Origin of the sequence: Lysobacter sp. 1R34A (assembly GCF_051217035.1) — a bacterium.
GTDB lineage: Bacteria > Pseudomonadota > Gammaproteobacteria > Xanthomonadales > Xanthomonadaceae > Lysobacter.
On the sequence record NZ_JBPKJP010000032.1, the window covers coordinates 14,330 to 40,609 of the forward strand.

At 69.1% G+C, this 26,280-nt stretch carries 27 protein-coding genes and 1 pseudogene; 14 read left to right on the top strand and 14 right to left on the bottom strand.

Going from position 1 to position 26,280, the window contains the following annotated elements:
• Positions 1–63 precede the first annotated feature (63 nt).
• Together ACSAMQ_RS09875 and ACSAMQ_RS09880 are read left to right on the top strand one after the other, a co-directional pair.
• Positions 64–1,782 (top strand): annotated as a pseudogene (locus ACSAMQ_RS09875) (ArnT family glycosyltransferase); the annotation flags it as partial.
• A 372-nt stretch (positions 1,783–2,154) separates the two neighbouring features.
• Complete coding sequence (locus ACSAMQ_RS09880; protein WP_435395483.1) at positions 2,155–3,144, top strand: glycoside hydrolase family 6 protein; 990 nt, start codon at positions 2,155–2,157, stop codon at positions 3,142–3,144.
• Between the two features lie 161 nt (positions 3,145–3,305).
• Here ACSAMQ_RS09880 and ACSAMQ_RS09885 read toward each other — a convergent pair whose 3' ends face one another.
• The gene (locus ACSAMQ_RS09885) at positions 3,306–4,295 is read right to left on the bottom strand and encodes a GlxA family transcriptional regulator (protein WP_435395484.1); all 990 of its coding nucleotides are present in this window, start codon (positions 4,293–4,295) and stop codon (positions 3,306–3,308) included.
• Between the two features lie 118 nt (positions 4,296–4,413).
• Between ACSAMQ_RS09885 and ACSAMQ_RS09890 the strand changes: the two genes are divergently transcribed.
• Positions 4,414–5,256: a dienelactone hydrolase family protein gene (locus ACSAMQ_RS09890; RefSeq protein WP_435395485.1), complete on the top strand. Its 843-nt coding sequence runs from the start codon at positions 4,414–4,416 to the stop codon at positions 5,254–5,256.
• A gap of 136 nt (positions 5,257–5,392) precedes the next feature.
• On the opposite strand, the gene ACSAMQ_RS09895 is transcribed toward ACSAMQ_RS09890, so the two are convergent.
• Together ACSAMQ_RS09895 and ACSAMQ_RS09900 are read right to left on the bottom strand one after the other, a co-directional pair.
• Positions 5,393–5,803, bottom strand: a complete 411-nt coding sequence (locus ACSAMQ_RS09895) for a DUF6006 family protein (protein ID WP_435395486.1) — start codon at positions 5,801–5,803, stop codon at positions 5,393–5,395.
• A gap of 186 nt (positions 5,804–5,989) precedes the next feature.
• Positions 5,990–6,973, bottom strand: a complete 984-nt coding sequence (locus tag ACSAMQ_RS09900; RefSeq protein WP_435395487.1) for a LysR family transcriptional regulator — start codon at positions 6,971–6,973, stop codon at positions 5,990–5,992.
• 158 nt (positions 6,974–7,131) lie between these two features.
• On the opposite strand from ACSAMQ_RS09900, the gene pcaD reads away from it, so the two are divergent.
• The gene (gene pcaD, locus ACSAMQ_RS09905; RefSeq protein ID WP_435395488.1) at positions 7,132–7,929 is read left to right on the top strand and encodes a 3-oxoadipate enol-lactonase; all 798 of its coding nucleotides are present in this window, start codon (positions 7,132–7,134) and stop codon (positions 7,927–7,929) included.
• Here the strand turns inward: pcaD and ACSAMQ_RS09910 are convergent.
• The 6 genes from ACSAMQ_RS09910 to ACSAMQ_RS09935 all read right to left on the bottom strand — a co-directional run bounded on the left by ACSAMQ_RS09910 (position 7,926) and on the right by ACSAMQ_RS09935 (position 12,675).
• Positions 7,926–9,176, bottom strand: a complete 1,251-nt coding sequence (locus tag ACSAMQ_RS09910) for a YcaO-like family protein (protein WP_435395489.1) — start codon at positions 9,174–9,176, stop codon at positions 7,926–7,928. The genes pcaD and ACSAMQ_RS09910 overlap by 4 nt on opposite strands.
• Before the next feature lie 81 nt (positions 9,177–9,257).
• Positions 9,258–9,395, bottom strand: coding sequence for a hypothetical protein (locus tag ACSAMQ_RS09915; protein ID WP_435395490.1), 138 nt, complete (start codon positions 9,393–9,395; stop codon positions 9,258–9,260).
• A gap of 130 nt (positions 9,396–9,525) precedes the next feature.
• Complete coding sequence (locus ACSAMQ_RS09920; protein WP_435395491.1) at positions 9,526–9,663, bottom strand: hypothetical protein; 138 nt, start codon at positions 9,661–9,663, stop codon at positions 9,526–9,528.
• Between the two features lie 497 nt (positions 9,664–10,160).
• Positions 10,161–10,949, bottom strand: coding sequence for a MetQ/NlpA family ABC transporter substrate-binding protein (locus ACSAMQ_RS09925; protein WP_435395492.1), 789 nt, complete (start codon positions 10,947–10,949; stop codon positions 10,161–10,163).
• A gap of 38 nt (positions 10,950–10,987) precedes the next feature.
• A complete protein-coding gene (locus ACSAMQ_RS09930) occupies positions 10,988–11,671 on the bottom strand; it encodes a methionine ABC transporter permease (RefSeq protein ID WP_435395493.1) in 684 nt (227 codons plus the stop codon).
• A complete protein-coding gene (locus ACSAMQ_RS09935; protein ID WP_435395494.1) occupies positions 11,668–12,675 on the bottom strand; it encodes a methionine ABC transporter ATP-binding protein in 1,008 nt (335 codons plus the stop codon). Before ACSAMQ_RS09935 ends, ACSAMQ_RS09930 begins: the two co-directional genes overlap by 4 nt.
• 403 nt (positions 12,676–13,078) lie before the next feature.
• Here ACSAMQ_RS09935 and ACSAMQ_RS09940 point away from each other — a divergent pair, with 403 nt between their 5' ends.
• Both ACSAMQ_RS09940 and ACSAMQ_RS09945 read left to right on the top strand, forming a co-directional pair.
• The gene (locus tag ACSAMQ_RS09940) at positions 13,079–13,222 is read left to right on the top strand and encodes a hypothetical protein (RefSeq protein ID WP_435395495.1); all 144 of its coding nucleotides are present in this window, start codon (positions 13,079–13,081) and stop codon (positions 13,220–13,222) included.
• 61 nt (positions 13,223–13,283) lie between these two features.
• Positions 13,284–13,454, top strand: a complete 171-nt coding sequence (locus tag ACSAMQ_RS09945; protein WP_435395496.1) for a hypothetical protein — start codon at positions 13,284–13,286, stop codon at positions 13,452–13,454.
• Between the two features lie 122 nt (positions 13,455–13,576).
• Here ACSAMQ_RS09945 and ACSAMQ_RS09950 read toward each other — a convergent pair whose 3' ends face one another.
• A complete protein-coding gene (locus ACSAMQ_RS09950; RefSeq protein WP_435395497.1) occupies positions 13,577–13,999 on the bottom strand; it encodes a GFA family protein in 423 nt (140 codons plus the stop codon).
• A gap of 137 nt (positions 14,000–14,136) precedes the next feature.
• Between ACSAMQ_RS09950 and ACSAMQ_RS09955 the strand changes: the two genes are divergently transcribed.
• The 3 genes from ACSAMQ_RS09955 (at position 14,137) to ACSAMQ_RS09965 (ending at position 16,597) form a co-directional block, all read left to right on the top strand.
• Positions 14,137–15,375 (top strand): esterase/lipase family protein, encoded by a 1,239-nt coding sequence (locus ACSAMQ_RS09955; RefSeq protein ID WP_435395498.1) that lies wholly within the window; start codon positions 14,137–14,139, stop codon positions 15,373–15,375.
• 97 nt (positions 15,376–15,472) lie between these two features.
• A complete protein-coding gene (locus ACSAMQ_RS09960) occupies positions 15,473–15,904 on the top strand; it encodes a DUF6196 family protein (protein ID WP_435395499.1) in 432 nt (143 codons plus the stop codon).
• A gap of 129 nt (positions 15,905–16,033) precedes the next feature.
• Complete coding sequence (locus ACSAMQ_RS09965) at positions 16,034–16,597, top strand: hypothetical protein (protein ID WP_435395500.1); 564 nt, start codon at positions 16,034–16,036, stop codon at positions 16,595–16,597.
• Between the two features lie 96 nt (positions 16,598–16,693).
• On the opposite strand, the gene ACSAMQ_RS09970 is transcribed toward ACSAMQ_RS09965, so the two are convergent.
• The 3 genes from ACSAMQ_RS09970 to ACSAMQ_RS09980 all read right to left on the bottom strand — a co-directional run bounded on the left by ACSAMQ_RS09970 (position 16,694) and on the right by ACSAMQ_RS09980 (position 19,950).
• Entirely contained in the window at positions 16,694–17,572 is an 879-nt protein-coding gene (locus ACSAMQ_RS09970; protein ID WP_435395501.1) for an alpha/beta fold hydrolase, read from the bottom strand.
• Positions 17,573–17,771: 199 nt separating this feature from the next.
• Positions 17,772–19,337 (bottom strand): 2Fe-2S iron-sulfur cluster-binding protein, encoded by a 1,566-nt coding sequence (locus ACSAMQ_RS09975; protein ID WP_435395502.1) that lies wholly within the window; start codon positions 19,335–19,337, stop codon positions 17,772–17,774.
• A 67-nt stretch (positions 19,338–19,404) separates the two neighbouring features.
• Positions 19,405–19,950, bottom strand: a complete 546-nt coding sequence (locus ACSAMQ_RS09980; protein ID WP_435395503.1) for a carboxymuconolactone decarboxylase family protein — start codon at positions 19,948–19,950, stop codon at positions 19,405–19,407.
• 146 nt (positions 19,951–20,096) lie between these two features.
• Here ACSAMQ_RS09980 and ACSAMQ_RS09985 point away from each other — a divergent pair, with 146 nt between their 5' ends.
• Positions 20,097–20,996 (top strand): LysR family transcriptional regulator, encoded by a 900-nt coding sequence (locus ACSAMQ_RS09985; RefSeq protein ID WP_435395504.1) that lies wholly within the window; start codon positions 20,097–20,099, stop codon positions 20,994–20,996.
• A 163-nt stretch (positions 20,997–21,159) separates the two neighbouring features.
• Here ACSAMQ_RS09985 and ACSAMQ_RS09990 read toward each other — a convergent pair whose 3' ends face one another.
• A complete protein-coding gene (locus ACSAMQ_RS09990; protein WP_435395505.1) occupies positions 21,160–21,870 on the bottom strand; it encodes an rRNA pseudouridine synthase in 711 nt (236 codons plus the stop codon).
• 95 nt (positions 21,871–21,965) lie between these two features.
• Here ACSAMQ_RS09990 and ACSAMQ_RS09995 point away from each other — a divergent pair, with 95 nt between their 5' ends.
• The 4 genes from ACSAMQ_RS09995 to ACSAMQ_RS10010 all read left to right on the top strand — a co-directional run.
• The gene (locus ACSAMQ_RS09995; protein ID WP_435395506.1) at positions 21,966–22,823 is read left to right on the top strand and encodes a PA4780 family RIO1-like protein kinase; all 858 of its coding nucleotides are present in this window, start codon (positions 21,966–21,968) and stop codon (positions 22,821–22,823) included.
• Between the two features lie 466 nt (positions 22,824–23,289).
• Entirely contained in the window at positions 23,290–24,909 is a 1,620-nt protein-coding gene (locus tag ACSAMQ_RS10000) for a methyl-accepting chemotaxis protein (protein ID WP_435395507.1), read from the top strand.
• A gap of 43 nt (positions 24,910–24,952) precedes the next feature.
• A complete protein-coding gene (locus ACSAMQ_RS10005) occupies positions 24,953–25,417 on the top strand; it encodes a chemotaxis protein CheW (RefSeq protein ID WP_435395508.1) in 465 nt (154 codons plus the stop codon).
• A partial coding sequence (locus ACSAMQ_RS10010; protein WP_435395509.1) for a CheR family methyltransferase occupies positions 25,414–26,280 on the top strand: 867 nt, incomplete at its 3' end. The genes ACSAMQ_RS10005 and ACSAMQ_RS10010, both read left to right, overlap by 4 nt.

Sequence of the window (26,280 nt, forward strand, 5' to 3'; positions counted from 1 at the left end):
GCTCGCAGCGGCCGCCGCCTTGCGCCTCACGCTTCGAGACCCCACGCCATCACCGATCACGCGATGACCACGACCCTGCACAACGCTGCGCCGCATCGCCTCGCCCGACGCCACCAGACCGCGCTGTTCTGGCTGCTCGCGCTGCTGGTGCTGGGGGTCGGGCTAGGCCTGCGCGATCCCTGGCCGGCCGACGAGCCGCGTTTCGCTCTCGTCGCCAAGCAGATGATCGAGAGCGGCGACTGGCTGTTCCCGCACCGTGGTCACGAGCTGTATTCGGACAAGCCGCCATTGTTCATGTGGCTGCAGGCCGCCGCCTACCGGCTGTTCGGCGAATGGCGCATCGCCTTCCTGCTGCCGTCGCTGCTGGCCTCGCTGGGCACGCTGTGGTGCGTGGTCGATCTCGGCCGCCGCTTGTGGACGCGGCGGGTCGGCCTGTACGCCGGCTACGCCTTGTTGTTCGCGCTGCAGTTCACCTGGCAGGCGAAGAAGGCCCAGATCGACCCGCTGGTGGTGTTCTGGATCACCCTGGCCAATTACGGCCTGTTGCGCCACGTCTTGCTGAGCGCGCGCAAGCGCGGGCCCGACTGGCCGATGTGGATGCTCGGCTGGGCGGCGGCGGGACTGGGCACGATCAGCAAGGGCGTCGGGGCGATCGCCTTGTTGATGCTGATCCCGGCCGGCCTCGCCTCGGTGCGCGGCTGGGGGGCGAAACTGCATGTCCGCAGCGCGAAGTTCTGGCTCGGGCCGCTTGCCTTCGTCGCCGCCACCGGCATCTGGCTGGTGCCGCTGGCGATCGCCGCGCTCGGCCCGGACGGCGGCCAATACTCGGCCTATCTCAACGACATCCTGGTGCGCCAGACCGCCAAGCGTTACGGCGCGTCCTGGGACCACGGCCAGCCGGCCTGGTACTTCCTGGAAGTGATGGCGACCATGTGGTTGCCGACCATGCTGGCCCTGCCGTGGGCGTTGCCGGCCTGGCGCCGTCGCCTGCGCCGCCGCGATGCGCGCTATCTGTTGCCGTTGGCGTGGTGGTCGCTGGTGCTGGTGTTCTTCAGCATTCCCGGCGGCAAGCGCGACATGTACATCCTGCCGGCGCTGCCGATGGTCGCCCTGGCGCTGGCGCCGTTGCTGCCGGGGTTGCTGCGCAAGGCCTCGGCGCAGCGCGTCGCGCTGGGTTTCACCGCGGTGTTGTCCGCGGCGTTGCTGATCGGCGGCCTGGCGATGTGGTTCGGCGATCCCGGGTTCGAACGCCGCTTCGTCGCCGAGCGCTCGCTCGAGGACGTGTCCTCGGCGCTGGCCGCCAGCGTCGCCGCGGTCGGCGGCTGGGGCCTGGCCTGCCTGCTGTGGAGCGGGCGTCGCCGCGCCTTCGCCGGCATGGCGGCGATGCTGACCGGCTTGTGGGTGGCCTTCGGCTTGGTGATGGCGCCGTTGCTCAACGACTCTTCCTCCGCGCGCGGCCTGATGACCGAAGTAGGCAAGCGCATCGGCCCGACCGCCGAATTGGGCCTGGTGGCCTGGCGCGAGCAGAACCTGTTGATGGCCGACCGGCCGGTCGCCGAGTTCGGCTTCAAGGCCGTGTTCCCGGTGCAGATGCGGCGAGGCCTGGAATGGCAGCGACAGTCGCCGCACACGCGCTGGCTGTTGGTGCAGGACATCGCCCTGGCCGCCTGCATCGACACCGCGCGCAGCCAGCACCTGGGTCATGCGAACCGGCGCGGCTGGACCCTGGTGCCGGGCAGCGCCGCCCTCGGCTGCACCTGGAGCCAGGCCGAGCATGCCTTGAGCATGGACTGGGACGTCTGCCTGGCGCCGGTGGTGGCCGACGCTTGCAGCCTGCGCGAGCTCGTCGCCGCGTCGAGTGCGCACTCCGGCCTCGGCCGCGAGCTGGGCCGCTGCGCACGCGCGTCGGCGCTTTAGCGGCTCGACGTGAGCGGCCCGTCGCCATAGCGGCCCGACGCTGTAGCGGCACGACATCCGCGCTGCAGTCGGCGCGGCAAGCGTGCGCTGGGTGGCGGAACCGCACTCTGCGGCGGTTTTCGTCGAGATCGATGCACGAAACTGTGAGGCGCTTGGAAGCGCTCGAACAGCTTGCAGGTCACCTTCTGCCTCATCGGCTCGCGCAGTCCGCGCCGCCGGACATCTGCAGGAGGACGCATGCATCGCTATCCCATGGCCGCAGCGACGGCTCGTCGGCAACGCCCGCGCGGTTTCGTCGCCGGTGTCGTCGCCCTGTGCTTCGCCGCGCTGGCCCCGAGTGCGGCGAGCGCGGCCAATCAGAACAGCGGCTTTTATGTCGACCCGAATTCGAACCCGGCGATCTGGGTGCGCGACCACGCCGGCGATCCGCGCGCGACGCGCATCGGCAGCGCGATCGCGACCAAGCCGATGGCGCGCTGGTTCGGCAACTGGAGCGGCACCATCAACACCGCGGTGGCGAGTTTCGTCGGTGCGGCGCAGGCCGCCGACAAGCTGCCGGTCCTGGTCGCCTACAACATCCCCGGCCGCGATTGCGGCAGCCACTCCGGCGGCGGCGCCGGCAGCCCCGAGGCTTATCGCGCCTGGATCTCCGGTTTCGCCGCGGGCATAGGCAACCGCCGCGCGGTGGTGGTGGTCGAACCCGACGCGCTGGCCCAACTGGACTGCCTGCCCGCCGATCAGCGCGGCGTCCGCACCGGCCTGCTGCAGTACGCCGCCAGCGAGTTCAAGCTGCGCGCGCCGAATGCGCTGGTTTACCACGACGGCGGCAACGCCCAGTGGATCGGCGCCGACGAAATGGCGCGGCGGCTCAACGCGGCCGGTGTCAAGGGTATCCGCGGCTTCGCCCTGAACGTGTCCAACTACTACACCACCGCCGATTCCAACCGCTATGGCGCCGCGGTCGCGGGCGCCCTGCAGCGCCAGTTCGGCTACGCCAAGCCGTTCGTAGTCGACACCAGCCGCAACGGCAACGGTTCCAACGGCGAGTGGTGCAACCCGCCCGGCCGCAAGCTCGGCGCGGTCTCGCAGAACAGCGGCAGCGGCGCGGAAATGCTGTTGTGGGTCAAGGTGCCGGGCGACTCCGACGGCAACTGCGGCATCGCACCGGGCATTCCGGCCGGGCAGTTCTCGCCCGACATCGCGATACGCCTGATCGACGGGCTGTGAGCGCGTAATGCTTTGAAGGGCCGGAGCGGTGCGAGCCGCGACCGCGAACTTCGACATGCATCGCCAGGGTTCGCAGGCGACGGTGGGCGCGATCGGGCGACTTCCGGTTCGATAACGTTGCGACGGCTTTCAGCACTTCGCAGTCGCGGCTCGCGCCGCTCCTACCCTGGCGATGCGGGGTGCTGATTCGTGCGGAACCGGCTCGGCGTGGCGCCGGTGGCCTTGCGCATCAGCCGCCGCAATGCGGTCGCGTCTGCGTAGCCGACCTGCGCGGCGACCTGTTCGATGCTCATGCGGCTGGTTTCGATCAGCCGCCGGGCACGGTTCAGGCGCACGCTCTGGATCAGGGCCAGAGCGGTCCGTCCGGTGGCCGCGCGCACGTGCCGGGACAGGGTTCTCGGCGACATCGCGAATTGCGCGGCGAGTTCGGGCAGGCTCGGCGGGTGCGGCAGGCAGGCTTCGATACGGCGGGTCAGGCACGTCATGAGTTCGTCGCCGCCGGCCAGCATCGACGGAATCACGAACGGCGACTGCGCCTGGCGGCCGTCGAGCAACAGCATCTTGGCGACGACCTCGGCCAGTTCGCCGCCGAAACGCCGGCGCAGCAACTGCAGCATCAGGTCGGATTGGGCGAACGCGGCGCCGGCGGTGCTGACCGGGCCGTCGCTGCAGACCATGCGGTCGGCCTCCACCCTGCAATCGGGCGCGATGCGTTGCAGCTGCGCCGCCAACCACCACGAGGTGGTGACCCGGCGTCCGTGCAACAGGCCGGCCGCCTGCAGCAGGAACACCGCCGAGCAGGAAGCAGCGACGTGGCCGCCGTGCGCGGCATGCCGGCGCAGCGCGGCGATCGCGCGCTGTGCATCGGCGCGAGTCAGCCGAGCGGCCAACGGCGCAGCCTGGTCCACGCCCAGGCCCGGCACCACCCAGGTCGAGGCATCGTCGCGCGTTCGCGCGGGGATCGCGCGGGTGTCGACCCGCAGGCCGTTGCCGAGCAGCACGCTGCCGCCGTCCGGCGACAGCACCCGCCAGCTCGGTCGCGGCATTTTCAGTCGCGGCGCGAGCGCGGCCGCGGCGCCGAGCAGATCGAGGGTGACGGCGACGCTGCTCGCGTAGGCGCCGGGCAGGATCAGGACGGTGAAATCGTGCATGGCCGGAAACGCCCGAAACATGTCCAAGCGGACACTCGCAGTCTAGCCCGCGGCGGGTTGCAATGCGGCCGAGCCGATGCCGCGCCGCCTGCGCGGCGCTCCGCCACGAGACACCGCGATGCCATCCGATCCGAGCAGCCACGCCGATTCCATTCCACCCGACCCGCTCGACGATTTCGAGCCGCGCACGATCGCCGTCGACGGCGTCGGCAAGCGCGTGCACGTCGCCGGCGCCGGGCCGGCGGTCATCGTGATGACCGAGATGCCCGGGATCAGCCCGCAGGTGGCGCGTTTCGCCCGTTGGGTCCGCGATGCGGGCTTCACCGTCTACATGCCGTCCTTGTTCGGCCGTGACGGCGCCGTACCCGGGGTCGAAGAGAGCAAGGCGACCTTCCAGCGCGCCTGCGTCAGCGCCGAGTTCCGCGCATTCGCCGGCCAGGGTTCGAGCCCGGTCACCCGATGGCTGCGTGCGTTGGCGCGCTACGCGCATGGCGAATGCGGCGGCCCCGGCATCGGCGCGATCGGCATGTGCTTCACCGGCAACTTCGCCCTGAGCATGATGCTGGAGCCGGCGATGTTGGCGCCGGTGCTGGCGCAGCCGTCGCTGCCGCTGGACGATCCGGCCGGGCTGGAGAGTGAGCCCGAGGAACTGGCCGCGGTGCGGCAACGGCTGGAGCGCGAGGACCTGACCGTGATGGCCTATCGTTTCGACGGCGACCGCTTCTGCCGGGCGCAGCGTTTCGCCGCGTATGCGCAAGCGCTCGGCGAGCGTTTCGTCGCGCGGGTGCTGCCCGACAGTGCAGCCAATCGCGAGGGCCTGGCGCCGTTCTTCGAGCACGTCGTGGCCGGCCCGCATAGCGTGGTGACCGCGCATCTGATCGACGAAGCCGGCCAACCGACCATCGCCGCGCGCGACGAGATCCTGGCGTTTTTCAAGCGCCGGCTGGCGCCGAGGGACTGACGTGTGCGAATCGACGACAGAAAGGCGATCGCAACGACCGCAACGACTCGAAGCCGGCGGCGGCCGCCTGCGCGAATCCGGATGCAGGCGGCCGCCGTAACCTGGGACGTGCGCGCAGCGCGGGAACCCGGCGGCGTCAGCGCCAGCACACCAGCGGATAGCGCTGGCCGTTCCAGGTCGTCCATCCCTTGCTGCGGTTGCCGGTCGGCGTGGGCAGATACCAGCGATTGCCGTCGGCATGGTTGAAGAACAGGCCGCCGTTATTGCCGCGGCGTGGATTGTTCAAGGCCACCCAACGCGAGCCGTTGTCGGAGAAGCGCCCCTGCCAGCGCACGCCGAACGTGCGTGTGCAGTCGTCGCCGTCGCAGCTCGTCTGGCTGTCGTCGACCGGGCTCCATTTCATCCGCGCCGGGCGGCCGTCGATGGTGCAAGTCCAGTTGCCGCCCCACCAGCCGCTGACCTGGCTGGCCGCGACCGGGCTGCAGCCTGCGGCCGCTGCGGCGAGGGCGAGAGAAATCCAAAGTACGGTGTGCAACACGGTGTTCATGATCGGCTACTCCTGTGGCCTCGAGTCCGGTTACGACCAAGCCAACGCCAGCGCCCGGCCGGACAGGCCAGCCCTGGAGGCGTCAGGAATGCAACGCGAAGTGAATCGGCGGCCGTTGCGCCGGCATGGCGCCGGCGGATGGACGGATCGGCGCGCGGCTTGCGTTATGCGCTCGCAAGCGGAGCCTCATCCGCGCGGGTTCGCCGAGCGGACGGTTCTCGTCGATTTCTTCACCGACTTCATCGCCGACGGCGCGGCCGCCGCGTCGACGGCCTCGCGGAACCGCGGCGCCTGTTCGCCGAGGTACGCCCATAGTCGGTTCGCGACCGGGCCTTGCGCGCGGTCGCCGCGCCGCGCCGCGACCAGTTCCTCGACGCTGCCGGGCAGGTAGCGGCCGGCGATCGAGTGCAGGCGACCTTCGCGCAATTCCTGTTCGACCAGGAAGCGCGGCACGTGGCCCCAGCCCATGCCCTGCAGGATGATGTCCTTCTTCATCAGCTGGTCGGCGACCGTGCACTGGTGCGCGCCCTCGATCATGAAGTAGTCGCGCGGCGGCGAATGGCGCGCGCTGTCGCGCATCACGCACTGGGTGAACTCGCGCATCCGCTCGGGCCGGATCGCGCGCGAGACCGGGAACGGCAGGAAGCCCGCGGCGACCACCGGCACGAACGGCACCGGGCACAGGTCCAGCCATTCGATGCGCGGATCGCGTTTGTCGATGCGATGCAGGATCAGATCGGCGTCGCCGTCGAGCAGGCGCTCCAGCGGGCCGCCCACCGCCTCGAAATGCAGGTGCAGGCGGGTGCCGGGACAGTCGGCGAAGAAGCGGCCCAGCAAGGCCAGCATCTGCGGCCTGGGGCAGAGATCGCCGATCACCACCCGCAGTTCGCTTTCCTCGCCCATGGCCAGTTGCGCGGCGTGAGTGCGCAGCGCCTCCATCTCGCGCAGCAGGGCCTGGGCGCGGCGGTGAAAGGAGCGGCCCGCGTCGGTCGGGCGCACCCGATAACCGCTGCGGTCGAGCAGATCGAAACCGAGCTGGCGCTCGAGCTTGGCGACCGCGGCGAACACCGCCGGATGCGAGCGATGCAGGCTCGCCGCCGCGGCCTGGAAACCGCCGGCGCGGATCACCGCATCGAAGCATTGCAGGTCGTGCAGGGTGAAGGCGCTCATGTCGGAGATAGCTACAAAGACTGTGGGTACTTTGTAATATCCGCCGCGATCGGCCGCAACTAGGATTCGCTCCACGGCCTGCGCCGTTGCAAGAGCCGGGCCGGCCGAATCAAGGCCCTCCGCGCTCCCAAGCGACCTGTCCCGAACGGAGCAACGCCATGAACCCACTGTCCTACCTCACCGCCAGCGATGGCGCACGCATCGCCTACCGGCTCGATGGCGATGCCGACCGGCCTTGGCTGGTGCTGTCCAACTCGATCGGCACCGACCTGCACATGTGGGACGCGCAGGTGCCGGAGCTGGCGCGGCATTTCCACGTACTGCGTTACGACGCCCGCGGCCACGGCGCTTCCGACGCTCCGCCGGGCGAGTACACGCTGGAGCGGCTCGGCCGCGACGTGATCGAACTGCTCGACGCCCTGCGCGTCCAACGCGCGCACTTTCTCGGCCTGTCGCTCGGCGGCATGGTCGGGCAGTGGCTCGGCGTGCATGCCGGCGAACGCATCGATCGCCTGGTCCTGAGCAATACCTCGGCTTACCTCGGCCCGGCCGAACAATGGGCGGAGCGGATCGCCTCGGTGCTCGGCGTCGAGGACATGGCCGACACCGCCGAGATGTTCCTCGGCAACTGGTTCCCGGCAGCGATGCGCGAGGCGGACGGGCCGCAGATCCAGGCCTTCCGCGGCATGTTGCTGTCCACCGACCCGCGCGGCCTGGCCGGCAACTATGCCGCGGTGCGCGACCTCGACCTGCGCGAAGCCCTGGCCGCAGTGTCGCGTCCGACCCTGGTGATCGCCGGCCGCTACGACACGGTAACCCTGGCCAGCCATGGCGAGGAGATCGCCGCGCGCGTGCCCGGCGCGAGCCTGCTGGTGCTGCCGGCGGTGCACCTGTCGAACGTCGAATACCCGGACGAGTTCATCGGCGCGGTGCTCGGCTTCCTGCTGCGCGCCTAGCCGGCGCGCGCCAGCGCCGGCGCCTGCAGCCGTCCGGCCAGCAGGTCCATGCCGCGCTTGCCGGGCGCCATGGCGATGCCCGAGGCGACCAGGAGAAAGCGCTCCAGTTCGAACGACACGCAGCTCACCACGCAGAACTCGTCGCCCTGGCGATGGTTGATCGCGTGGTAGATCTGGATGCCGTGGTCGCGCAGCCGGGCCAGCATTTCGCGCAGCAACTTCGCGGGCGGCTGCGGCTCGCGCGCGGGATACGACCATTCGACGGTGTCGAGCCGGTCGGCCGCGACCTGGAAGTAGGCGCAATCCCTGAGCTTGGGATATTCGGACAAGGCGTCCAGGGCGAGGCGGCTGTACTCGTGCATGCTCGGCAACTGGTCGCGGATGCCGACGCATTGCACCAGTTCGGTCAAGGCGCGGATGGCGGCGTGCGCGGCGTACAGCGAGGCGCCGAAGCCGCTTGGGTACACCACCTCGCCGGGGAGAATCCGGTCGGTGGTGGCGATGAAGGCGGGGAAGCCCAGGTCGCTGGTGACGTCGATCAGGACGATGCCGCGGCCGAGCTGGCGGCTGGCGGTCTGGTGGATCGCGGCGACCTGCGCCGGCAAGGAATGCGGGTCGACGACCAGGCCGAGGCTGGCCGGTTCGCCGAGATAATGCGCGATCAGGAACAAGGACCAGGAATCGCGCTCGACCAATTCGCCGATGGCGTGGACTGCGGCTTCTTCGAGGCTGGCGCCGATCGCGATGCCGCTGTTTGAGCCGTAGCGGATGACGCTGGAGTAATCGAAGTCGTCCTGGGCCGGCAGTTTGTCCAGGTAGTTCGGATAAGTCAGGAACAGGGGCACCGGCACTTGATCGTCGCCGCCGGCGAAGGTGCGATAGGTGCGGCAGGCCAGACGTTGTTGCGGGTGCTGTTCGAAGGCCGACAGGAACGGCAGCCCGGCGTAGCGCGGGTGCCGGTGCAGTTCGAGCGAACGGACGAAGGCGATCGGTTCGCCTGCCGGCGGCTCGTTGGTGTACAGGTGTTCGATGGCCTCGTAGAGGGCGCCGACGCGAGCCGCCTCGCCATCGCCCTTGCCGAAGCCGCTGGCGATGACCTCGTCGTCGCCGTCGTGCAGGGTGCACACGGTCGATTGCAGGCCGTCGCCGTGGGCTTGGGTGCGTATGCGCCAGCCTTGTCGATCGACGAACGCCCGGGCGATGCGTTCGGCTTCGGCCAGCGAGCGTTCTCGCTCCAGCGGGATCATGCGTGCGCTCCTTGCGGGTGAACCGGCAGTCAGCGGCACGGCCTTGGGGCCGTGCCGCCGGTTGATCGGACGGGCGAGCGTTTACTTCGCCAGCCTGTCGAGGATGGCCTTTTCTTCCGGTGTAGGCGCCGGCTTGAGGTCCTTGTCCTGCTCGATCCTGTTCGCCAGCAGCAGGTAGGGTACGGATTTGACGATGGTCGTTCCGATGAGCTTCTTCATACGATCCCTCGAGGTGGTGTCGCGGTGTGGATGCGGCGGCCGGCGTGCGGCGTCGCGGGGGCGTGCGGGCGTTCGCCGTCGGCGGCGGAGAATCCGGGCGGCTTCGACGATCGATGCACGAGCGCGCGGTTTACTTGGCCAGTTTCTCCAGGAGTTCCTTCTCCTGAGGCGTCAGCACCGGCTTGATGTCCTGGGCGGCGATCGCCTTGCTGGCGTCGATCAGCACCGGACGCGATTTGATGATGAACATCTCGATCGTCTTCTTCATACATTCCCTCGTTGTGATGTGACTTGCGAGTTTCCCTGTGGCAAGCCGGGGCGTTCGACGGCAGCGTCCGAGTCCTGCGGCCCGCGCGCCAGCTATACGGGCCGGCTGCGAGCGCGGTCAATCTCGATTCGGGCGGCGATCTCATCGCTTGTGAAACCGCAGGCCCAGTTTCGGGAACGGCCGCTGACGGGCGGTGCGCCGAGGATCCGGCCGGTATCGGCAAGGGGAGAGGCCAGGTCAGGCCAGGAGGGGACGCGGCGTAGCGCCGAGTCGTCCTGTCGCCATCGCCGGCCGGGCGCGGCCGGATCCACGAGTCCTGCCGGCGCAGCGCGGCGGCATCCGCGCACGCTGCGCGGAGGAGCTGCGGGTAAATCGGAATCGCGAACCGATGACGCGGTTCGCAGGAGGCTTCGGCGCCTGCGCCGGCCGCATTGCGCACGCCGGCACCCAGATACGGGCGCGAAGCTCGCCTCGCGGACGAGGCGACTGGTGCGGCATCAGAACGCCGGCAACACCGCGCCGCGGTACTTCTTCTCGATGAAGGCCTTGACCTCCGGGCCGGTCAACGCCGCCGCGAGTTTCTTGACCCGCGGGTCGGCGAGATTGTCCGGGCGGCCGACCAGGAAGTTGACGTAGGGCGAGTCGCGGCCTTCGATGGCGAGCGCGTCCCTGGTCGGGTCGAGGCCGGCGTCGAGCGCGTAGTTGGTGTTGATCAGGGCCAGGTCGACCTGGTCGAGGATGCGCGGCAGCATCGCCGCGTCGAGTTCGCGGAACTTGAGCTGCTTGGGGTTGGCGGTGATGTCGCGCAGGGTCGCCAGCGCGTCGCTCGGGTCGCGCAGCTGGATCACCCCGGACTTGTGCAGCAGGATCAGCGCGCGGCTGTTGTTGCTGGGGTCGTTCGGGATGACCACGTCGGCGCCCTGAGGCAGCGCGTCGAGCGATTTGAACTTGCGCGAGTAGGCGCCGAACGGCTCGATGTGCACGCCGACGATGGTGGTCAGTTTCGTGCCGCGGCTGCGGTTGTAGGCATCCAGATAAGGCTCGGTCTCGAAATAGCTGACGTCGAGCAGCTTCTGCGCGACCTGGTCGTTGGGCTGCACGTAGTCGTTGAACACGCGCACGTCGAGTTCGACGCCCTGCCTGGCCAGCAAGGGCTTCACCACTTCGAGGATTTCCGCATGCGGCACCGCGGTGGCGGCGACGGTGAGCTTTTGCGATGCGGGGTCGCCGCCGCAGGCGCTCAGGCCGGCGACCGTCAATGCCAGGATGGCGATCAGCTTCTTCATCTTGCGTCCTCGATCGTTCGATAGCTTGGAGCGGCGGCTCAGCGTCGGCTGAAGCGCGCCACGAGTTTGTCGCCGAGCGTCTGCAGCGCCTGCACCAACAGCAGCAACAGCAGCACCGTCACCACCGCCACGTCGGTGTGCGAGCGCAGATAGCCGTCGCGGTAGGCGAGGTCGCCGAGGCCGCCGGAGCCGATCGCGCCGCCCATCGCGGTATAGCCGATGAGGGCCACGGTGGTCACGGTGGCGCCGGCGATCAGGCCGGGCAGGGCCTCGGGCAGCAGCGCGCGCAGCACGATCTGCCGGGTCGTCGCGCCCATCGCCTGGCAGGCCTCGATGATGCCGCGGTCGACTTCGCGCAGCGAGGTTTCCACCAATCGCGCGTAGAACGGCGCCGCGCCGACCACCAGCGGCAGGATCGCGCCGCGCACGCCGAGCGAGGTGCCCATCGCGGCGAGGGTCAGCGGAATCATCACGATCATCAGGATGATGAAGGGCACCGAGCGCAGGATGTTGATGAGCAGCGACAGCACGCCGTACAGACGCGGCTGCGCGCGCAACTGGCGCGGGCCGGTCAGGAACAGGGCGATGCCGAGCGGCAGCCCGATCAGCAGGGTCAGCGGCAGCGCGCCGGCCAGCATCAGCAAGGTATCGAGCGTGGCCTGGCCGATCTCGGCCCACTTGCCGGCGTCGAGGTGTTGGAACCAGCCTGGGTTCGGGCTCATCGCGCGATCTCCTCGACGTGCACGCCGGCCTGGCCGAGTGCGGCCACGGCGGCCTCGCTGTCGCCGCCGACCAGGGCGATGGTGAGCTGGCCGTAGGGCGTCTCCTTGATCCGGTCGATGCGGCCGGCCAGGATGTTGTAGTCGACGCCGGTCTCGCGCGCGACCCGGCCGAGCAGGGGCTCGTAGGTGTGCTCGCCGATGAAGGTCAGCCGCAGCAGGCGCCCGGACACCGCAGCGAAATCGCGGTGCAGGCCGCCTTCGTCGACGTGCTCGGCCTCGGAGACGAAGCGGCGCGTGGTCGGATGGCGCGGGTGCAGGAACACCTCGGCGACCGGACCGCTTTCGACCAGGCGGCCGGCGTCGAGCACGGCGACGCGGTCGCAGACGCGGCGGATCACTTCCATCTCGTGGGTGATCAGCACGATGGTCAGGCCGAGCTCGCGGTTGATCTCGGCCAACAGCGCCAGCACCGAGGCGGTGGTCTGCGGGTCGAGCGCGCTGGTGGCCTCGTCGCACAGCAGGATGCGCGGCCGGCAGGCCAGAGCGCGGGCGATGCCGACCCGCTGCTTCTGTCCGCCCGACAACTGCGCCGGGTATTTGCCGGCGTGCGCGCTCAGGCCGACCCGGGCGAGCAGCTCGGCGACGCGGGCGGCGATCTCGGTGCGCGGCGTGCCGGCCAGTTCCAGCGGAAAGGCGACGTTGGCCGCGACCGTGCGCGAGGACAGCAGGTTGAAGTGCTGGAAGATCATGCCGATGCGCTGGCGCAGCGCGCGCAGGCCGGCGCCGTCGAGCGCGCTGGCGTCTTCGCCGTCGACCAGCACCCGGCCGCCGCTGGGACGTTCGAGGCCGTTGATCAGCCGGATCAGGGTGGATTTGCCGGCGCCGGAGTGGCCGATGATGCCGAATACTTCGCCTTCGACGATGTCGAGATCGAGCGGCAACAAGGCCGGCACCTCGTGACCGCCGGCGCGGAACGATTTATGGACCTGCTGGAATTGGATCATGGACCGTCGTGGGCGTGGCTGTGCGGGAGAGGCGAGGCCGTGCGGCGCGGCACGGCGCCACTCCGAGGCCGGGCGTCGGACCGCCACACTATCACCCGGCAAAGCGTGAGGCGGTCGGCATTGTAAGGCGGCCCCGCGGTGGGGACCGGCCGCCGCAGTTATGTGGATATGCCCAATCGCGCTGAGCCTCAGCGACGAGCGACTGCGACAGTGTCGGTGAAGGCGGACGGCGCAGGGCAAAATGTGACGTGATAAGCAGTTTTCCGCCTGCGCCGACTAGTGTGCTTTGTATCGCGGTGCGCGCCGTTGCGGGCTCTCGCGCGGCTTCGGCGTTGGCACGATTCGTGTGCATTCACTCATGCAGGTATCGGCATGGCAGGAGCCAGCGGCATGAGCGGTAAACATGAGCGGTAAACCGGACAGGCAAGTTACGCACGACGAGCGCGAACGCGAGCACGGGCCGTCGGCCTCGCTGGTGGCCGCCCTGACGGTCGCCTCGATCCTGGCGGTGATCGCCGCCCTCATCGCCAGTCTGGCCCGCACCTAGCGCCAACCCAGGCGCAAGCCGTGCACGCACCTGCAACCGTCTCCCGTCACCGAGGTTGTTCATGCGTCCGACCCCGCCCAGTTTCCCCATCTTCTTCCTTTCCCTGCTGGCCGGCGGCGCCGGCATCGCCGCGCGCCTGGGCTATCTGCCCTTCCTCGCCGGCGTCGCGTTCTGGCTGGTGGCGCTGGGCTTCGTCCTGCTGTTGATCGGTTCGCTGTTCCGCAACCTGTGACCGACCTCGTTGATTGAATCCGGCCGGGAGCGGCCGTGCACGGCCTTCAGCGGCCCGCTTCGCCGAGCCGGTTCATCAGTCCGCTTCCGGGCCCGGTGGTCGAAGCCGGTTTTCGAACCAGCCTAGGCCTTCGACGGCACCGCCGAGCTGCTGCGCTCGAAGCGCGGCAGTGCGTCGTCGACCTCGAACCAGGGCAGTTGCGAACCGGTCCAGACGTGGTCGTCGATGCGCACGCGCTCGGGCTGGTCGAGGCTGCCGATGCAGACCTGCACCCGATCGGCCAACACGCTCTCGCGCATGCCGAGGGTGCTGCCGCAGTTCGCGCAGAAGCCGCGTTCGGCGTAGTCGGAAGAGCGGTACCACGCCGGCGGCGAGGCGAGCCAGGCGAAGGCCCCGGCCGGAAAATGCACGAAGGCCAGCGCCGGCGCGCCGGAATGGCGACGGCACAGGCCGCAGTGGCAGATCACCCCACGCAACGGCGCCGCGGTCGCGCGGTAGCGGATCGCGCCGCACAGACAGCCGCCTTCGAAAATCGTATCGGTCATCGCAAGTCTCCGGTTCGGCGCCGGCGACGGGCCTGCCGTCGCGCGCCATGCGCTTTCGCAGCGCCACAGTACGCCAGAACTCCAACCGCGGCGCCGACCTGCGCTAGGCTGGAGCCCCGTCGCTCCGCGTGGATGCCATGCCGCAACGTTCGTCCCCGGCCGACGCCGGCCGCGGCCCCGGCGCAGATCTGCGCGGCATCGGCCGCCTGACCGTCGATGCGATCACCGGCGTGGTCGATCTGGTCGAATCCGTCCACGCCACCATCGTCGCTCTGCCGGGCCCGCTCGGCGCACCGGTGCTGAACCCCACTCGCGGCATCAGCGGACTGGTCTATCGCAGCGTGCGCGGCATCGCGCGCTTCGTCGGCGACGGGCTCGACCTGGCGTTGGCGCAATTCGCGCCGTTGCTGGACCGGATCGAGTCCCCGCCGCAGCGCGACGGCGTGGTGTCCGCGCTCAACGGCGTGCTCGGCGACCACCTGGCCGCGACCGCCAATCCGCTGGCGATCCGCATGCGCCTGCGCCGCGACGGCAAGCCCTTGCGACTGGGTCGCAAGGCCTTGGCCGCGGCGTGTCCGCAAGCCACCGGCAAGCTGTTGGTGATGGTGCACGGGTTGTGCATGAACGATCTGCAATGGCAGTGGAACGGGCACGATCACGGCGCCGCGCTGGCGCGCGATGCCGGCTGGACGCCGGTGTATCTGCACTACAACAGCGGCCGCCATATCTCCAGCAACGGCCGCGAGTTCGCCGCGCGCTTGGAGCGGCTGCTGCGCGAGTGGCCGGTGCCGGTGGAACGCTTCGCCATCGTCGGCCACAGCATGGGCGGCCTGGTCGCGCGCAGCGCCTGCCACGCCGCCGCAGGCTCGGGACAAGGCTGGCTGGCGCGTCTAGACAGCCTGGTCTTCCTCGGCACGCCGCACCACGGCGCGCCGCTCGAACGCGCCGGCAGCTGGTTCGACATGTTGATCGGCCGCAGTCCCTACACTGCGCCGTTCGCGCGCCTGGGCAAGATCCGCAGCGCCGGCATCCAAGACCTGCGCCACGGCAACCTGCTCGATTCGGACTGGCGCAAGCCCGGGCACGCCGGCGACGGCCGCCAAGACACGCGTACACCGGTGCCGCTGCCGGCGCAGGTGCGCAGTTATGCGGTGGCGGTGTCGACCGAGCAGCGCGCTGCAGCGAAAGGCCGGGATCGTTCCATGCCGGACGGCGACGGCCTCGTCCCGATCGCCAGCGCGCTGGGGCAGCATGCCGATCCGGCCTTCGATCTGCGCCTGCCCAAGGCGCGGCAATGGGTCGGCCACGGCCTGCATCATCTCGATCTGCTCGGCGACCCGCGGGTATACGAGCGCATTCGGCGTTGGCTGGAGTGAGCCGCGTCGAAGCGGCATCGCGGCGTAAAGGGCTCACCCCGAAACTAGGGAGCGTACCCATCCATCGACAGGCCGGCGGCGGCCGCCGGAGGTTGCAGTGGTAGACATCTCGCAGGAAACGATCGAACAGACCGATGCGCGCTTACTGGCGGTGACCAAGCAGGCGCGCCTGCTGGCGTATTCGGGCTCCTATGCCTTTCTCGAATTCCCTTTGGCGGATTTCCCCGCCGCGGTGCGCGCCGATGCTCTGGCCCTGGTCCGCGACGACGCGGTCTGGAGCCAACTGGTGCCTTGCGAGGACGCAGGCGAAGATCTGTTCGCCGTGTTCCGTTTCCATTTCCCCGACCGCATCGACAACAGCGGCTTCGTCGGCTGGCTGGCCTCGCGGCTCAAGCGCAAGTTCGGCACCGGCGTGTTCGTGACCTGCGGGCAAAACCGCCGCGACGGCGGAATCTTCGACTACTGGGGCGTGCCGCTGGCGGTCGCTGCGGAGACCGCCGCCGAACTCGATGCGCTGGTCTCGTCGTAGCGGGTCGCGCCGGCGCCGTAGCCGATCCGCACGGGCGTGCGCGCATCCGCCGGCAATCGCCCGATCGCGTGCCTGCCGCGCCCGCGGCGATTGGCTATCCTGGCGGCCCTCTCGAGTTTCAGGATCGTCATGGCACAGGGTCGTGCAAGTTTTCTCAAAATCCTTCCGTTGATCATCGTCGGCGCCATCGTGGGCCGGATCATGGCCTCGATGGCGAGCGGGTCTAGCGTCTTCAGCTGGCTGATCGGCCTGCTCGTCGTCGGTTTCGGCGCCTACCTGGTCTGGCTGTTCGCGTTCAAGAACCAAGCCACCCGCAAGGCGACGCCGGCGCAGACCGCGGCGGCCCTGAACTTCCAGCCCGAGCCCGGCCAGGGCGTGATCTATCTCTACCGCAAGCAGTTCGTCGCGGTCCTGGTCGGCATGGACGTGGTCCTGGACGGCGATCTGATCGGTCAGACCCGCGGTTTCTGTTTCTATCGCCTGGTGGTCGAACCGGGCCGGCACGTGCTCGGCGGCGACGGCAAGTGCAAGGACCCCTTGAGCTTCGAGGTGGCGGCCGGCGAGGTGGCCTACATCGAGAAGGAAATCCTGATGGGCGCGTTGAAGGGCGGTTATCACTACCGGCGCATCGACGACGTCGCCGCGGCGCAGGCCACGATCCGCAGCTGCAAGCTGCTGTTGCCCAAGGGCTGAGCTTTCGTTCGCGATCCGGCGACTCGCACGGGTCGGCGGCGCAGTCGTCAAGCCAGCGCCGCCGCGGACACCGCAGCGGCGCTGGTCTGATGTCCGTCAGTGGGTGGCCTGCGACTCGCCCAGATGGCGGCCCAGGAAGCTGCGGATGCGCAGGGCGATCGATTGGGCGTCTTCTTCGAGCGCGAAGTGGCCGGTGTCGAACAGATGCACCTCGGCCTTCGGCAGGTCGCGCTGGTAGGCGTGGGCGCCGGCGCTGAGGAAGATCGGATCGTTCTTGCCCCAGAGCACCAGCATCGGCGGCTGGCGCTCGCGGAAATAGGCCTGCCATTGCGGGTACTTGCCGGGATTGGAGCCGTAGTCGTAGAGCAGGCGCAGCTGTATCTCCTGCACGCCGGGCCGGTCGAGCAAGGCCTGGTCGAGCAGCCAGTTTTCCGGCGCGATCGCCGACGGGTCGCGCACGCCTTCGAGGTAATGCCATTTCGTCGAGGCCAGACTCAGCAGCTTGTCCGCGAGCAAGCTCGAGCGTTGCGGGGTCGGCTCCCTCCAATAAGCGCGCAACGGGTCCCACAAGGCGCCCATGCCTTCGTCGTAGGCATTGCCGTTCTGCACGATCAGCGTCTGGATGCGTTCCGGGTATTCGACGGCCAAGCGAAAGCCGACCGGCGCACCGTAGTCGAAGAGGTAGAGGCTGTAGCGCTCGACCTTGAGTGCCTGCAGCAATCGGTCGACGCTCTGCGCGAGCCGGTCGAAGCTGTAGTCGTACTCGGCCGGCGAGGGCGTGGCGCTGGCGCCGAAGCCGGGGTAGTCGGGCGCGATGACCCGATAACGGTCGGCGAGCAGCGGCATCAGCTCGCGGAACATGTGCGAGGAACTCGGCAGGCCGTGCAGCAGCACGACGACCGGCGCGTCCTTGGGGCCGGCCTCGCGATAGAACAGTTCGGTGCCGTCGACGGCGATACGGTGATGGGTGGTCATGGGGCGTTCGGCAGTGGACGGCAGAGTCGCCGCGATGGCGGCAGCCTCGGCCGAGAGCGGGAAGGACAGAAGTACGGCGCTGGCGAGGGCTGCGCTTAACAGGGTTGCGGGCAATCGAGGCATGACGGTTCTCGGGCGAGTAGGGGATCGCTGCGGTCGCGGGGGCCGGCGGATCGAAACGAAGCTGGGTGCGGCGACGCTAGAGATCCAGCGCCAGATGTTCGGAATGCGCCCGCGACACGCAAATGCACATCAAGGCGGCGCGCTCCTTCTCGGCGGCGCTGAGGGCGTTGTCGCGATGGTCGGGTACGCCGTCGAGTACCTTGACCGCGCAGGTGCCGCAATTGCCCGCCCTGCAATCCGATGGCGCGTTCACCCCCGCCGACAGCAGCGCGTCCAGGATCGTTTGCGTGCCGGCGACGCGGATCCGCCGCTCGGAACGGCGCAACTCGACTTCGATGGCGCGGTCGTCGGGCCGGGCGGCCGCATCGAAGCGTTCGATCCGGACCTGCTCGCCGATCCCCAGGGTCGCCGCGACGATGTTGAGCTCATCGATCAGACGAGCGGGGCCGCAGGCATAGATCTGCGCATCCGTCGCCAGGTTCGACAACAGCCGGCGTAGGTCCAGGCGCACGCCCTGATCGGCCGGATACAGGCTGAGCCGTTCGCCGAACTGCGTCTGCAGGGCCTGCAGGAACGGCAGTTCGCGCAGGCCGCGGCCGGCATAGTGGATCTGGAACGGCTGTCCGCGCCGCGCCAGCGTGTGCGCCATGGCCTTGATCGGGGTGATGCCGATGCCGCCGGCGATCAGGATCGCCGGACGCGTGTCTTCGCCCAGCGCGAAATCGTTGCGCGGCAGTTCGCAACGCAGGCGCAGCCCCAGCTCGAACCCCGCATGCACGGCCTTCGAGGCGCCGCGTCCGGACTCCTCGCGCAGCACCGCGATTTCATAGGCGTCGCGTCGCGCCGGGTCCGAGCTGATCGAGTAGTGGCGCAGTTCGATCTTGCCGCCCAGCCGCACCGGCACGCGCAGATGCGCGCCGGCGGCGACCGCCGGCAAGGCCTCGCCTTGAGGATGGCGCAGTTCGTAGGCTCTGACCCGCGCGGTGAGCTGGCGGACACCGGCGACCACCAGTTCCAGCGGGCCCTCGCCCCAGACCGCGGCTTCGGTGTCGGCCGCGCGCGGGGTGTCCTCGGCCGGCGGCGTCCGTTTCGGCGCGATGCGTTCGATCTCCGCCTCGGTGTAGCGGGGAGTGATGTGTTGCGGGCAGTTCCAGTCGCAGGCCTCGACCTCGATGACGATGCCGCGTTCGACCCGGGCGCGGTACTCGGGCACTTCCAGGCGCGCGATCACAGCGGCGTCCTCGCCTTCGTGGACGATGCGCGCGCGGCCCCATATCTTCAGGCGGCGCCGGTTCGGGTAGTCCATCAGGATCAGCGAAATGCGCCCGTCGGCGCCGAGATTGCCGACGCTGAGGTATTGGCGATTGCCGCGGAAATCGGCAAAGCCAATCGTTTTCGCATCGAGCACCTTGAGGAAACCAGCCGGGCCGCCGCGGTGCTGCACATAGGGCCAGCCCGATTCGGACACGGTCGCCTGATAGAAGCTGTCGCGTTCGGCGATGAATTCGGCCTCGCGCTCGCCGATCGAGTCGCGCGCGTCCTCGGCCAGTTCGAAGGCGCGGTTGGCCTCGCGGCTGCCGTGGCGTTGTTGCGCCTCTTTGACGCTGGGGGTGAAAGCGATATCGGCGAATGCGCGGCTCATGCGGTGCTCCGGCCGGCGGCGTCGTCGCGCCGCCGGACTGGGTTCGGGAAGCGATCGTCTTGGCGACTCAGGCCGCCTGGGCCAGGGTCACTTTCGGGAAATCGATCTCGACGCGGCTGGCCTTGCCGAGGATGTTGGTCAGCAGGTTCATGCCGACGTGGGTGATGATCTCGACGATGTTGGCGTCGCTGAAGCCGGCCTCGCGCACCTCGGCGATCTCGGCGCTGGTGACCTCGCCCTGGTGTTCGACCAGGGAGCGGGCGAACTTCACCGCGATCGCGGCCTTGGCGTCCTGGCTGCCGCCGGCGCGGTTGGCGGCGATCTCGTCGCCGTTCAAGCCGGCGTTGCGGCCCAGGGCGGTATGCGCGGACAGGCAGTACTCGCAGGCGTTCTGCTGGGCCAGGGCCAGGGCGATGCGCTCGCGGGTCTGCAGGTCCAGGCTGCCTTCCTTGGCGATGCCGTGCAGGCCGAGGAAGGCGCGCAGGGCAGCCGGCGAATTGGCGAAGACCTTGAGGAAGTTCGGCACCGAGCCGAGCTCGCGCTGGATCGCGTCCAGCAGCTGCTGTTGTTCGGTGTCGGCGGTGTGGCGGTCGATGACGGCGATGCGGCTCATGGGAAAGCTCCGGAGGGAAGGGGACGGGGCCGAGGCCGGCGTCGTTGGGCGTGTGGCTTCGGCGTGGCGTCACTGTCTTCCATTTCGCTTGCCATAAGAATCACCGCGTCGCAAAATTCATTATTGCGTTGGAAGGAATAATCCGGATGGACCGACTGCATCTGATGACGGTCTTCGTCGCGGTCGCCGAAGAGGAGAGCTTCGCCCGCGCCGCGCGCAAGCTGCGGCTGTCGCCGCCGGCGGTGACGCGGGCCATCGCCGGCCTGGAAGAACGCCTGGCGGTGAAGCTGCTCGACCGCACCACCCGCTTCGTCCGCGCCACCGAAGCCGGGCAGCGCTATCTCGAGGATGCGCGGCGGATCCTGGCCGAGATCGACGAAGCCGACGAAGCCGCGGCCGGCATCAACGCCGAGCCGCGCGGACACTTGGCGGTGACCGCGCCGGTGCAGTTCGGCAGGCTGTTCGTGTTGCCGATCGTCGTCGATTACCTGCAGCGCTATCCCGGGACCCAGGTGTCGGCGCTGTTTCTCGACCGGGTGGCGAACCTGATCGAAGAGGGGCTCGACGTCGGCGTGCGCATCGGCGAGCTGCCCGATTCGAACATGCAGGCGATCCGCGTGGCCCGGGTGCGCAGGCTGCTCTGCGCCTCGCCGGAGTATCTGCGCCGGCATGGATTGCCGAAGACGCCGGCGGACCTGGCCCAGCACGACATCGTCTCCGCGCTCGGCATCAACCCCACGACCGAATGGAAATTCGGCGACGGCCGCAAGGCGCAGTCGGTGCGGGTGCACCCTCGCCTGAGCGTGACCACCAACGACGCGGCGATCGAAGCGGCGGTGCAGGGTTTCGGCATCACCCGCCTGTTGTCCTACCAGATCGCGCCGCACCTCGCCGCCGGCCAGTTGCAGATCGTCCTGGGCGAGTACGAATCCGCGTCCCTGCCCGTGCACGTGCTGCACCGCGAAGGCCGCTATGCCTCGGCGAAGGTCCGCACCCTCGTCGACCTGGTGGTCGCGCGATTGCGCGGGAACAGCGCGTTGAATTGAAATCGGACCTGCCTGCAAATCCCCGGCGCGGCCGCAACATCGCCTCGCCGGACGACACAGGCGCCAGCTCCCTTCTGCAAAGAGGGCGAATTACAAGGGGCGCGCGGGATGATCGGGATCGGCCGAGCGGCCTCGCAGCTCCGCGCTCGACCGCGGCCGGCGCTCAGAACCGTTCGCCGACCGGCAGGTAGCGCCATTCGCCGACCGGCATCTTGCTCAGCGAGATGCGGCCGATGCGCAGGCGGCGGATCGAGACCACCTCGAACCCGACCTGGCGGCACATGTCGCGCAACTGCCCGGGCTGCACGTCCTTGATCGCGAAGCGCAGGCGGGTTTCGTTCTGCCAGCTGACCTTGCACGGGCGCAGCGCGCGGCCCTGGTAGCTCAGGCCGTGGCCGAGCTTCTGCATGCCGTAGGGCAACAGGTCGCCGGACACTTCCACGACGAATTCCTGTTCGAGCTGGGCGTAGTCTTCGGTCAGGCGGCGCCAGACGCGGCCGTCCTGGGTCAGCACCACCAGTCCGCTGGCCTCGCGGTCGAGCGGCACCAGCGGGGTCAGGCGGTGGAAGTGGCGCTTGAGCAGGCGGACCTCGGACAGGTCGCCGGGCGCGCGGGTGGCCGGGACGACCAGGCCGGCGGTGTCCTCGAGCCCCAGGCCGGCCGGTTTGTGCAGCAGCATCGTCGCCGGCTCGATCGGTTCCAGGCGGGCGTCCGCGGCCAGTTCGACGGCCTGGGTCGTGACCAGAGTCTGCGGTTCCTCGACGATTTCGCCGTCCACCGACACCCAGCCGCCCTCGATGTACTGCTGGGCGTCCGTGCGCGAACAGGGCAGTTGTTCGGCGAGGCGTTTGTCGAGGCGGACGGGTTCGGACATGACGGAATTCGATACTGGGGTCGCCAAGTGTAAAGATATACGCCTGTTACGCCGGGATTCCCCCTCAGCCGGCGCCGTTTCCCCCACAGGACTACATGAAGACTCCACCCGGATTGCAGGCGCTGATCGACGACGGCGTGATCGACGAGGTCATGCGCCCGCTCAAGAGCGGCAAGGAGGCCGCGGTCTACGTGGTACGTACCGGCGACGAGGTGCGCTGCGCCAAGGTCTACAAGGACATGGCGCAACGCAGCTTCCAGCAGCGCGTGCAGTACCAGGAAGGGCGCAAGGTACGCGGCAGCCGCGAGGCGCGCGCGATCGGCAAGGCCACCAAGTACGGGCGCAAGCAGCAGGAAACCGCCTGGAAGAACACCGAAGTCGAGGCGCTGTACCAGTTGCGCGATGCCGGCGTGCGCGTGCCCGAACCGTACGGTTATTACCACGGGGTACTGGTGATGGAACTGGTCACCGACGCCGACGGCCATTCCGCGCCGCGCCTGGGCGAGGTCGAGCTCGCGCCGGATCAGGCCCGCGGTTTCCACCGTTTCCTGGTGCGGCAGGTGGTCAAGATGCTCTGCGTCGGCCTGATCCACGGCGACTTGTCCGAGTACAACGTGCTGGTCGCCCCGGACGGTCCGGTCATCATCGATTTCCCGCAGGTGGTCAGCGCCGCCGGCAACAACGCCGCGCGCAAGATGCTGCTGCGCGACGTCAACAACCTCACCGCCAGCCTCGGCGCCTGGGCGCCGGAACTGCTGGACACGTGGTACGCCGAGGAAATGTGGGCGCTGTTCGAGGCCGGCGAGCTGCGTCCGGACAGCGAACTGACCGGCGTGTTCGCGCACGACGAGTCCGCGGTCGACCTCGACAGCGTCCGCCACGCGATCAACGACGCCCGCGAAGAAGCCCTGATCCGCCAGCAGGGCCGCGAAGCCGCGGCCGAAATGGACTGAGGCGGCGGTAATAGAACGGCCGGACGCACCGATCCGGCTTTGCCGCCGCACCGTCCGCCGTACGCGCGTCTTGGGATCGCTGTCCCGATCGTCGCGACCGGCCGATCGGGGCCACCGATCGGGGCCGCGGTCGGATCAGTAGGACTGGATCGGTACGACCGGATCGGTGCGACCGTATCAGTATGATCGGGGCCCGACGCGGAACGGTTCGGGCGTCGCCGCCGGACGGGCGCAGAGTGAGACGGCGTCGGCTTTTCACGGCGGCACGGGCGCGGGAGCGCTATAACCCGGGGGCGCTGCGAGCGACGCTCGCCGGTGCCGTCAGCTACATTGAACGGAGCCGGGTCGGACGGAAGCGGTGGGCAGGGCGCAGGCGCATGCCTACACTGGGCTTCGTCCGCGACAGGCGGTCGCGATAATCATTGCCCAGGCAGGTAATGCTTCATGGCATATGCGGGGATCGGTCATGAATAACATCACGATTCGGCAGCGGATCATCCTGAGCTTCGCCGTGATCATCGTGGCGATGGTGGTGATGGGCGGCATCGCCCTGCAGCGGCTGTTCCACATCCAGGCCGAAGAGAACCGGATGCGCGAGGATTCCATTCCCGGGCTGTACGCCGCCGGGCAGATGGAAACCGAATGGCATGCCTACTACACCGCGCTCAACGGGCTGGCGTCGGCCGATGCCGCCCAGCGCGCGCGCGCGCAAGAGCGTCTGCGCGCTCGCCGGGCCGCGTTCGAGCAGGCGTTGGCCCGTTACCGCGCCACCGCCACTCTCGCCGAGGACCGCCACAACATCGACACTCTGGCCGGTTTCAGCGCCTCGCTGTTCGCCCTGCAGCCGGAGCTGGCCCAGGCCGGCGAAGCCGGCTCGGCGGCGCTGCAGGAGGCGATACGCACGCGCGCCGAACCGATCTTCGGCAAGTCCGTCGACGCCATCACCGGCATCATCCAGTACAACTACAACGAGGCGGTGGAGTCCGGCGACCGCATCGACACCGCGGTCAAGTCGGCCGAGCTCGGCATCGGCCTGACCTTCGCCAGCGCGGTGCTGTTGGCGGTGCTGGCCGGGTTCTTCCTGTTGAAGGCGATCACCCGGCCGCTGCATCGGCTGGCGCGCGCCGCCGACATCATGGCCAAGGGCGATTTCAGCCAGCGCCTGAACTTCTCGCGCACCGACGAATTCGGCGCCGTGGGACACGGCTACGACCGCATGAGCGGCGAGTTGGCCGAACTGGTCGGGCAGATCCAGACCTCGGGCATCCAGGTCAATTCCTCGATCAACGAAATCACCGCGACCTTGCGCGAACAGCAGGCCACCGCCGCGCAGATCGCCGCCACCACCACCGAGATCGGCGCCACCTCGCGCGAAATCGCCGCGACCTCGAAGGAACTGGCGCGCACCATGGGCACGGTCGCCGGCAGCGCCGAGCAGACCGCCTCGCTCGCCGGCCACGGCCAGGAGGGCGTGGCGCAGATGGAGCAGACGATGGGCCGGATGATCGACGCCACCGCGGCGATCAGCGCCAAGCTCGCGGTGCTGGCCGAGAAGGCCAGCAACATCAGTCAGGTCGTCACCACCATCACCAAGGTCGCCGACCAGACCAACCTGCTCTCGCTCAACGCCGCCATCGAGGCGGAAAAGGCCGGCGAATACGGCCGTGGTTTCTCGGTGGTGGCGGTCGAAATCCGCCGGCTGGCCGACCAGACCGCGGTGGCGACGCTCGACATCGAGCAGATGGTGCGCGAGATCCAGTCGGCGGTGTCGGCCGGCGTGATGGGCATGGACAAGTTTTCCGAGGAGGTCCGCCGCGGCACCAGCGACGTGCAGCAGGTCGGCGGCCAGTTGTCGCAGGTGATCGAGCACGTGCAGGCGATGGTGCCGCGCTTCGAGGTGGTCAACGAAGGCGTGCAGGCGCAGGCGGCCGGCGCCGAGCAGATCAACCTGGCGCTGGGCCAGCTGAGCGAAGCCGCGCAGCAGACCGTCGATGCCCTGAAGCAGTCCAACCAGGCGATCGACGAGCTGCACCAGGTCAGCGCCGGGCTGCGCGACGGGGTGACCAAGTTCAAGCTGCTGGGCTGAGCGCGACGACTTCGGGCCGCGGACGCAACGGGAGGACGATGCCGTGCTTTTCCTTGTCTTCCAACTGGATCGCGACCGCTACGCCATCGATGCGGCGCAGGTCGTGTCGGTGCTGAATCTGGTCGAGCCGAAAGCCATACCTCAGGCGCCCGCGGCGGTCGCCGGCGCCTTCGACTACCGCGGCGAGCCGGTGCCGTTGATCGACTTGTGTCAGCTGGCGCTCGGGCGGCCGGCGCGCGCGCGGCTGAGTACGCGGGTGATCGTGGTCGACTATCCGGCCGGCGACGGCGGTTCGCGCAAGCTCGGCCTGATCGCCGAGCAGGTGCTGGAGACGGTGCGGCGCGAGGCCGCCGAGTTCGCGCCCGCCGGCGTCGATGCGAGCCACGCGCCGTATCTCGGGCCGGTCGCCTCCGATGCGCAGGGGCTGCTGCAGTGGGTGCGGATCGAGCGATTGTTGCCCGATCCGGTGCGCGCGCTGTTGTTTCAAGCCTCGGTGGAGAGCGCATGAAGCCCGGGGGCTTCCAGCAATGGCTCAAGGACACGATGGGGCTGGACGCCAGCACCATCGGCCCGACCGTGGTCGAGCGCGCGGTCGCCAGCCGCATGGCGGCCTGCGAGTGCGGGCAGCTCTCCGAGTACTGGCAGACGCTGCGCGCTTCGCCGTTGGAGCAGCAGGAGCTGATCGAAGCGGTGGTGGTGCCGGAGACCTGGTTCTTCCGCGACGCCCAGGCGTTCAGCGCCTTGTCGGCGAGCTACGGCCTGGAATGGGCGGCGACCCATCCCGGCGAGTGCCTGCGCCTGCTGAGCCTGCCGTGTTCGACCGGCGAGGAGCCGTACACGATGGCGATGTGCCTGCAGGACGCTGGATTCCCGCTCGAACGCCTGCGCATCGATGCGGTCGACATCAGCGAGCGCGCGTTGGCGAAAGCGCGCCGCGGGCTGTACGGCGGCAACTCGTTCCGCGGCCGCGAGCTGCAGTTCCGCGAGCGCCATTTCGCCGCGGTCGGTGGCGGCTGGCAGTTGCCGGAGGCGGTGCGCTCGCGGGTGAATTTCATCCAGGGCAACGTGCTCGATGTCGCCTTCCTGCCGGGCGAGGCGGTGTACGACGCGATCTTCTGCCGCAACCTGCTGATCTATTTCGATGCCGACACCCAGGTCCGCACGGTCGGCATCCTCAAGCGTCTGCTGCGCCCGCAAGGCCTGTTGTTCGTCGGCCCGGCCGAGGCCGGGTTGATCCTGTCGCAGGGCTTCGCTTCGGCGCAGTTGCCGATGGCGTTCGCGTTCCGCCCGCCACAGGCCGGCCGCGCCGGCGCGGTGTCGGCGGCGTCGTTGGCGACGACGGCCTCGGCGCTGGCCGGCGCCGCGGCCAAG

What these genes read in the sequence shown, in the direction of transcription:
- ACSAMQ_RS09880 (WP_435395483.1), top strand. Translation starts at nt 2,155, where the DNA reads ATGCATCGCTATCCCATGGCCGCAGCGACGGCTCGTCGGCAACGCCCG.
- ACSAMQ_RS09885 (WP_435395484.1), bottom strand. Translation starts at nt 4,295, where the DNA reads ATGCACGATTTCACCGTCCTGATCCTGCCCGGCGCCTACGCGAGCAGC.
- ACSAMQ_RS09890 (WP_435395485.1), top strand. Translation starts at nt 4,414, where the DNA reads ATGCCATCCGATCCGAGCAGCCACGCCGATTCCATTCCACCCGACCCG.
- ACSAMQ_RS09895 (WP_435395486.1), bottom strand. Translation starts at nt 5,803, where the DNA reads ATGAACACCGTGTTGCACACCGTACTTTGGATTTCTCTCGCCCTCGCC.
- ACSAMQ_RS09900 (WP_435395487.1), bottom strand. Translation starts at nt 6,973, where the DNA reads ATGAGCGCCTTCACCCTGCACGACCTGCAATGCTTCGATGCGGTGATC.
- pcaD (WP_435395488.1), top strand. Translation starts at nt 7,132, where the DNA reads ATGAACCCACTGTCCTACCTCACCGCCAGCGATGGCGCACGCATCGCC.
- ACSAMQ_RS09910 (WP_435395489.1), bottom strand. Translation starts at nt 9,176, where the DNA reads ATGATCCCGCTGGAGCGAGAACGCTCGCTGGCCGAAGCCGAACGCATC.
- ACSAMQ_RS09915 (WP_435395490.1), bottom strand. Translation starts at nt 9,395, where the DNA reads ATGAAGAAGCTCATCGGAACGACCATCGTCAAATCCGTACCCTACCTG.
- ACSAMQ_RS09920 (WP_435395491.1), bottom strand. Translation starts at nt 9,663, where the DNA reads ATGAAGAAGACGATCGAGATGTTCATCATCAAATCGCGTCCGGTGCTG.
- ACSAMQ_RS09925 (WP_435395492.1), bottom strand. Translation starts at nt 10,949, where the DNA reads ATGAAGAAGCTGATCGCCATCCTGGCATTGACGGTCGCCGGCCTGAGC.
- ACSAMQ_RS09930 (WP_435395493.1), bottom strand. Translation starts at nt 11,671, where the DNA reads ATGAGCCCGAACCCAGGCTGGTTCCAACACCTCGACGCCGGCAAGTGG.
- ACSAMQ_RS09935 (WP_435395494.1), bottom strand. Translation starts at nt 12,675, where the DNA reads ATGATCCAATTCCAGCAGGTCCATAAATCGTTCCGCGCCGGCGGTCAC.
- ACSAMQ_RS09940 (WP_435395495.1), top strand. Translation starts at nt 13,079, where the DNA reads ATGAGCGGTAAACCGGACAGGCAAGTTACGCACGACGAGCGCGAACGC.
- ACSAMQ_RS09945 (WP_435395496.1), top strand. Translation starts at nt 13,284, where the DNA reads ATGCGTCCGACCCCGCCCAGTTTCCCCATCTTCTTCCTTTCCCTGCTG.
- ACSAMQ_RS09950 (WP_435395497.1), bottom strand. Translation starts at nt 13,999, where the DNA reads ATGACCGATACGATTTTCGAAGGCGGCTGTCTGTGCGGCGCGATCCGC.
- ACSAMQ_RS09955 (WP_435395498.1), top strand. Translation starts at nt 14,137, where the DNA reads ATGCCGCAACGTTCGTCCCCGGCCGACGCCGGCCGCGGCCCCGGCGCA.
- ACSAMQ_RS09965 (WP_435395500.1), top strand. Translation starts at nt 16,034, where the DNA reads ATGGCACAGGGTCGTGCAAGTTTTCTCAAAATCCTTCCGTTGATCATC.
- ACSAMQ_RS09970 (WP_435395501.1), bottom strand. Translation starts at nt 17,572, where the DNA reads ATGACCACCCATCACCGTATCGCCGTCGACGGCACCGAACTGTTCTAT.
- ACSAMQ_RS09975 (WP_435395502.1), bottom strand. Translation starts at nt 19,337, where the DNA reads ATGAGCCGCGCATTCGCCGATATCGCTTTCACCCCCAGCGTCAAAGAG.
- ACSAMQ_RS09980 (WP_435395503.1), bottom strand. Translation starts at nt 19,950, where the DNA reads ATGAGCCGCATCGCCGTCATCGACCGCCACACCGCCGACACCGAACAA.
- ACSAMQ_RS09985 (WP_435395504.1), top strand. Translation starts at nt 20,097, where the DNA reads ATGGACCGACTGCATCTGATGACGGTCTTCGTCGCGGTCGCCGAAGAG.
- ACSAMQ_RS09990 (WP_435395505.1), bottom strand. Translation starts at nt 21,870, where the DNA reads ATGTCCGAACCCGTCCGCCTCGACAAACGCCTCGCCGAACAACTGCCC.
- ACSAMQ_RS09995 (WP_435395506.1), top strand. Translation starts at nt 21,966, where the DNA reads ATGAAGACTCCACCCGGATTGCAGGCGCTGATCGACGACGGCGTGATC.
- ACSAMQ_RS10000 (WP_435395507.1), top strand. Translation starts at nt 23,290, where the DNA reads ATGAATAACATCACGATTCGGCAGCGGATCATCCTGAGCTTCGCCGTG.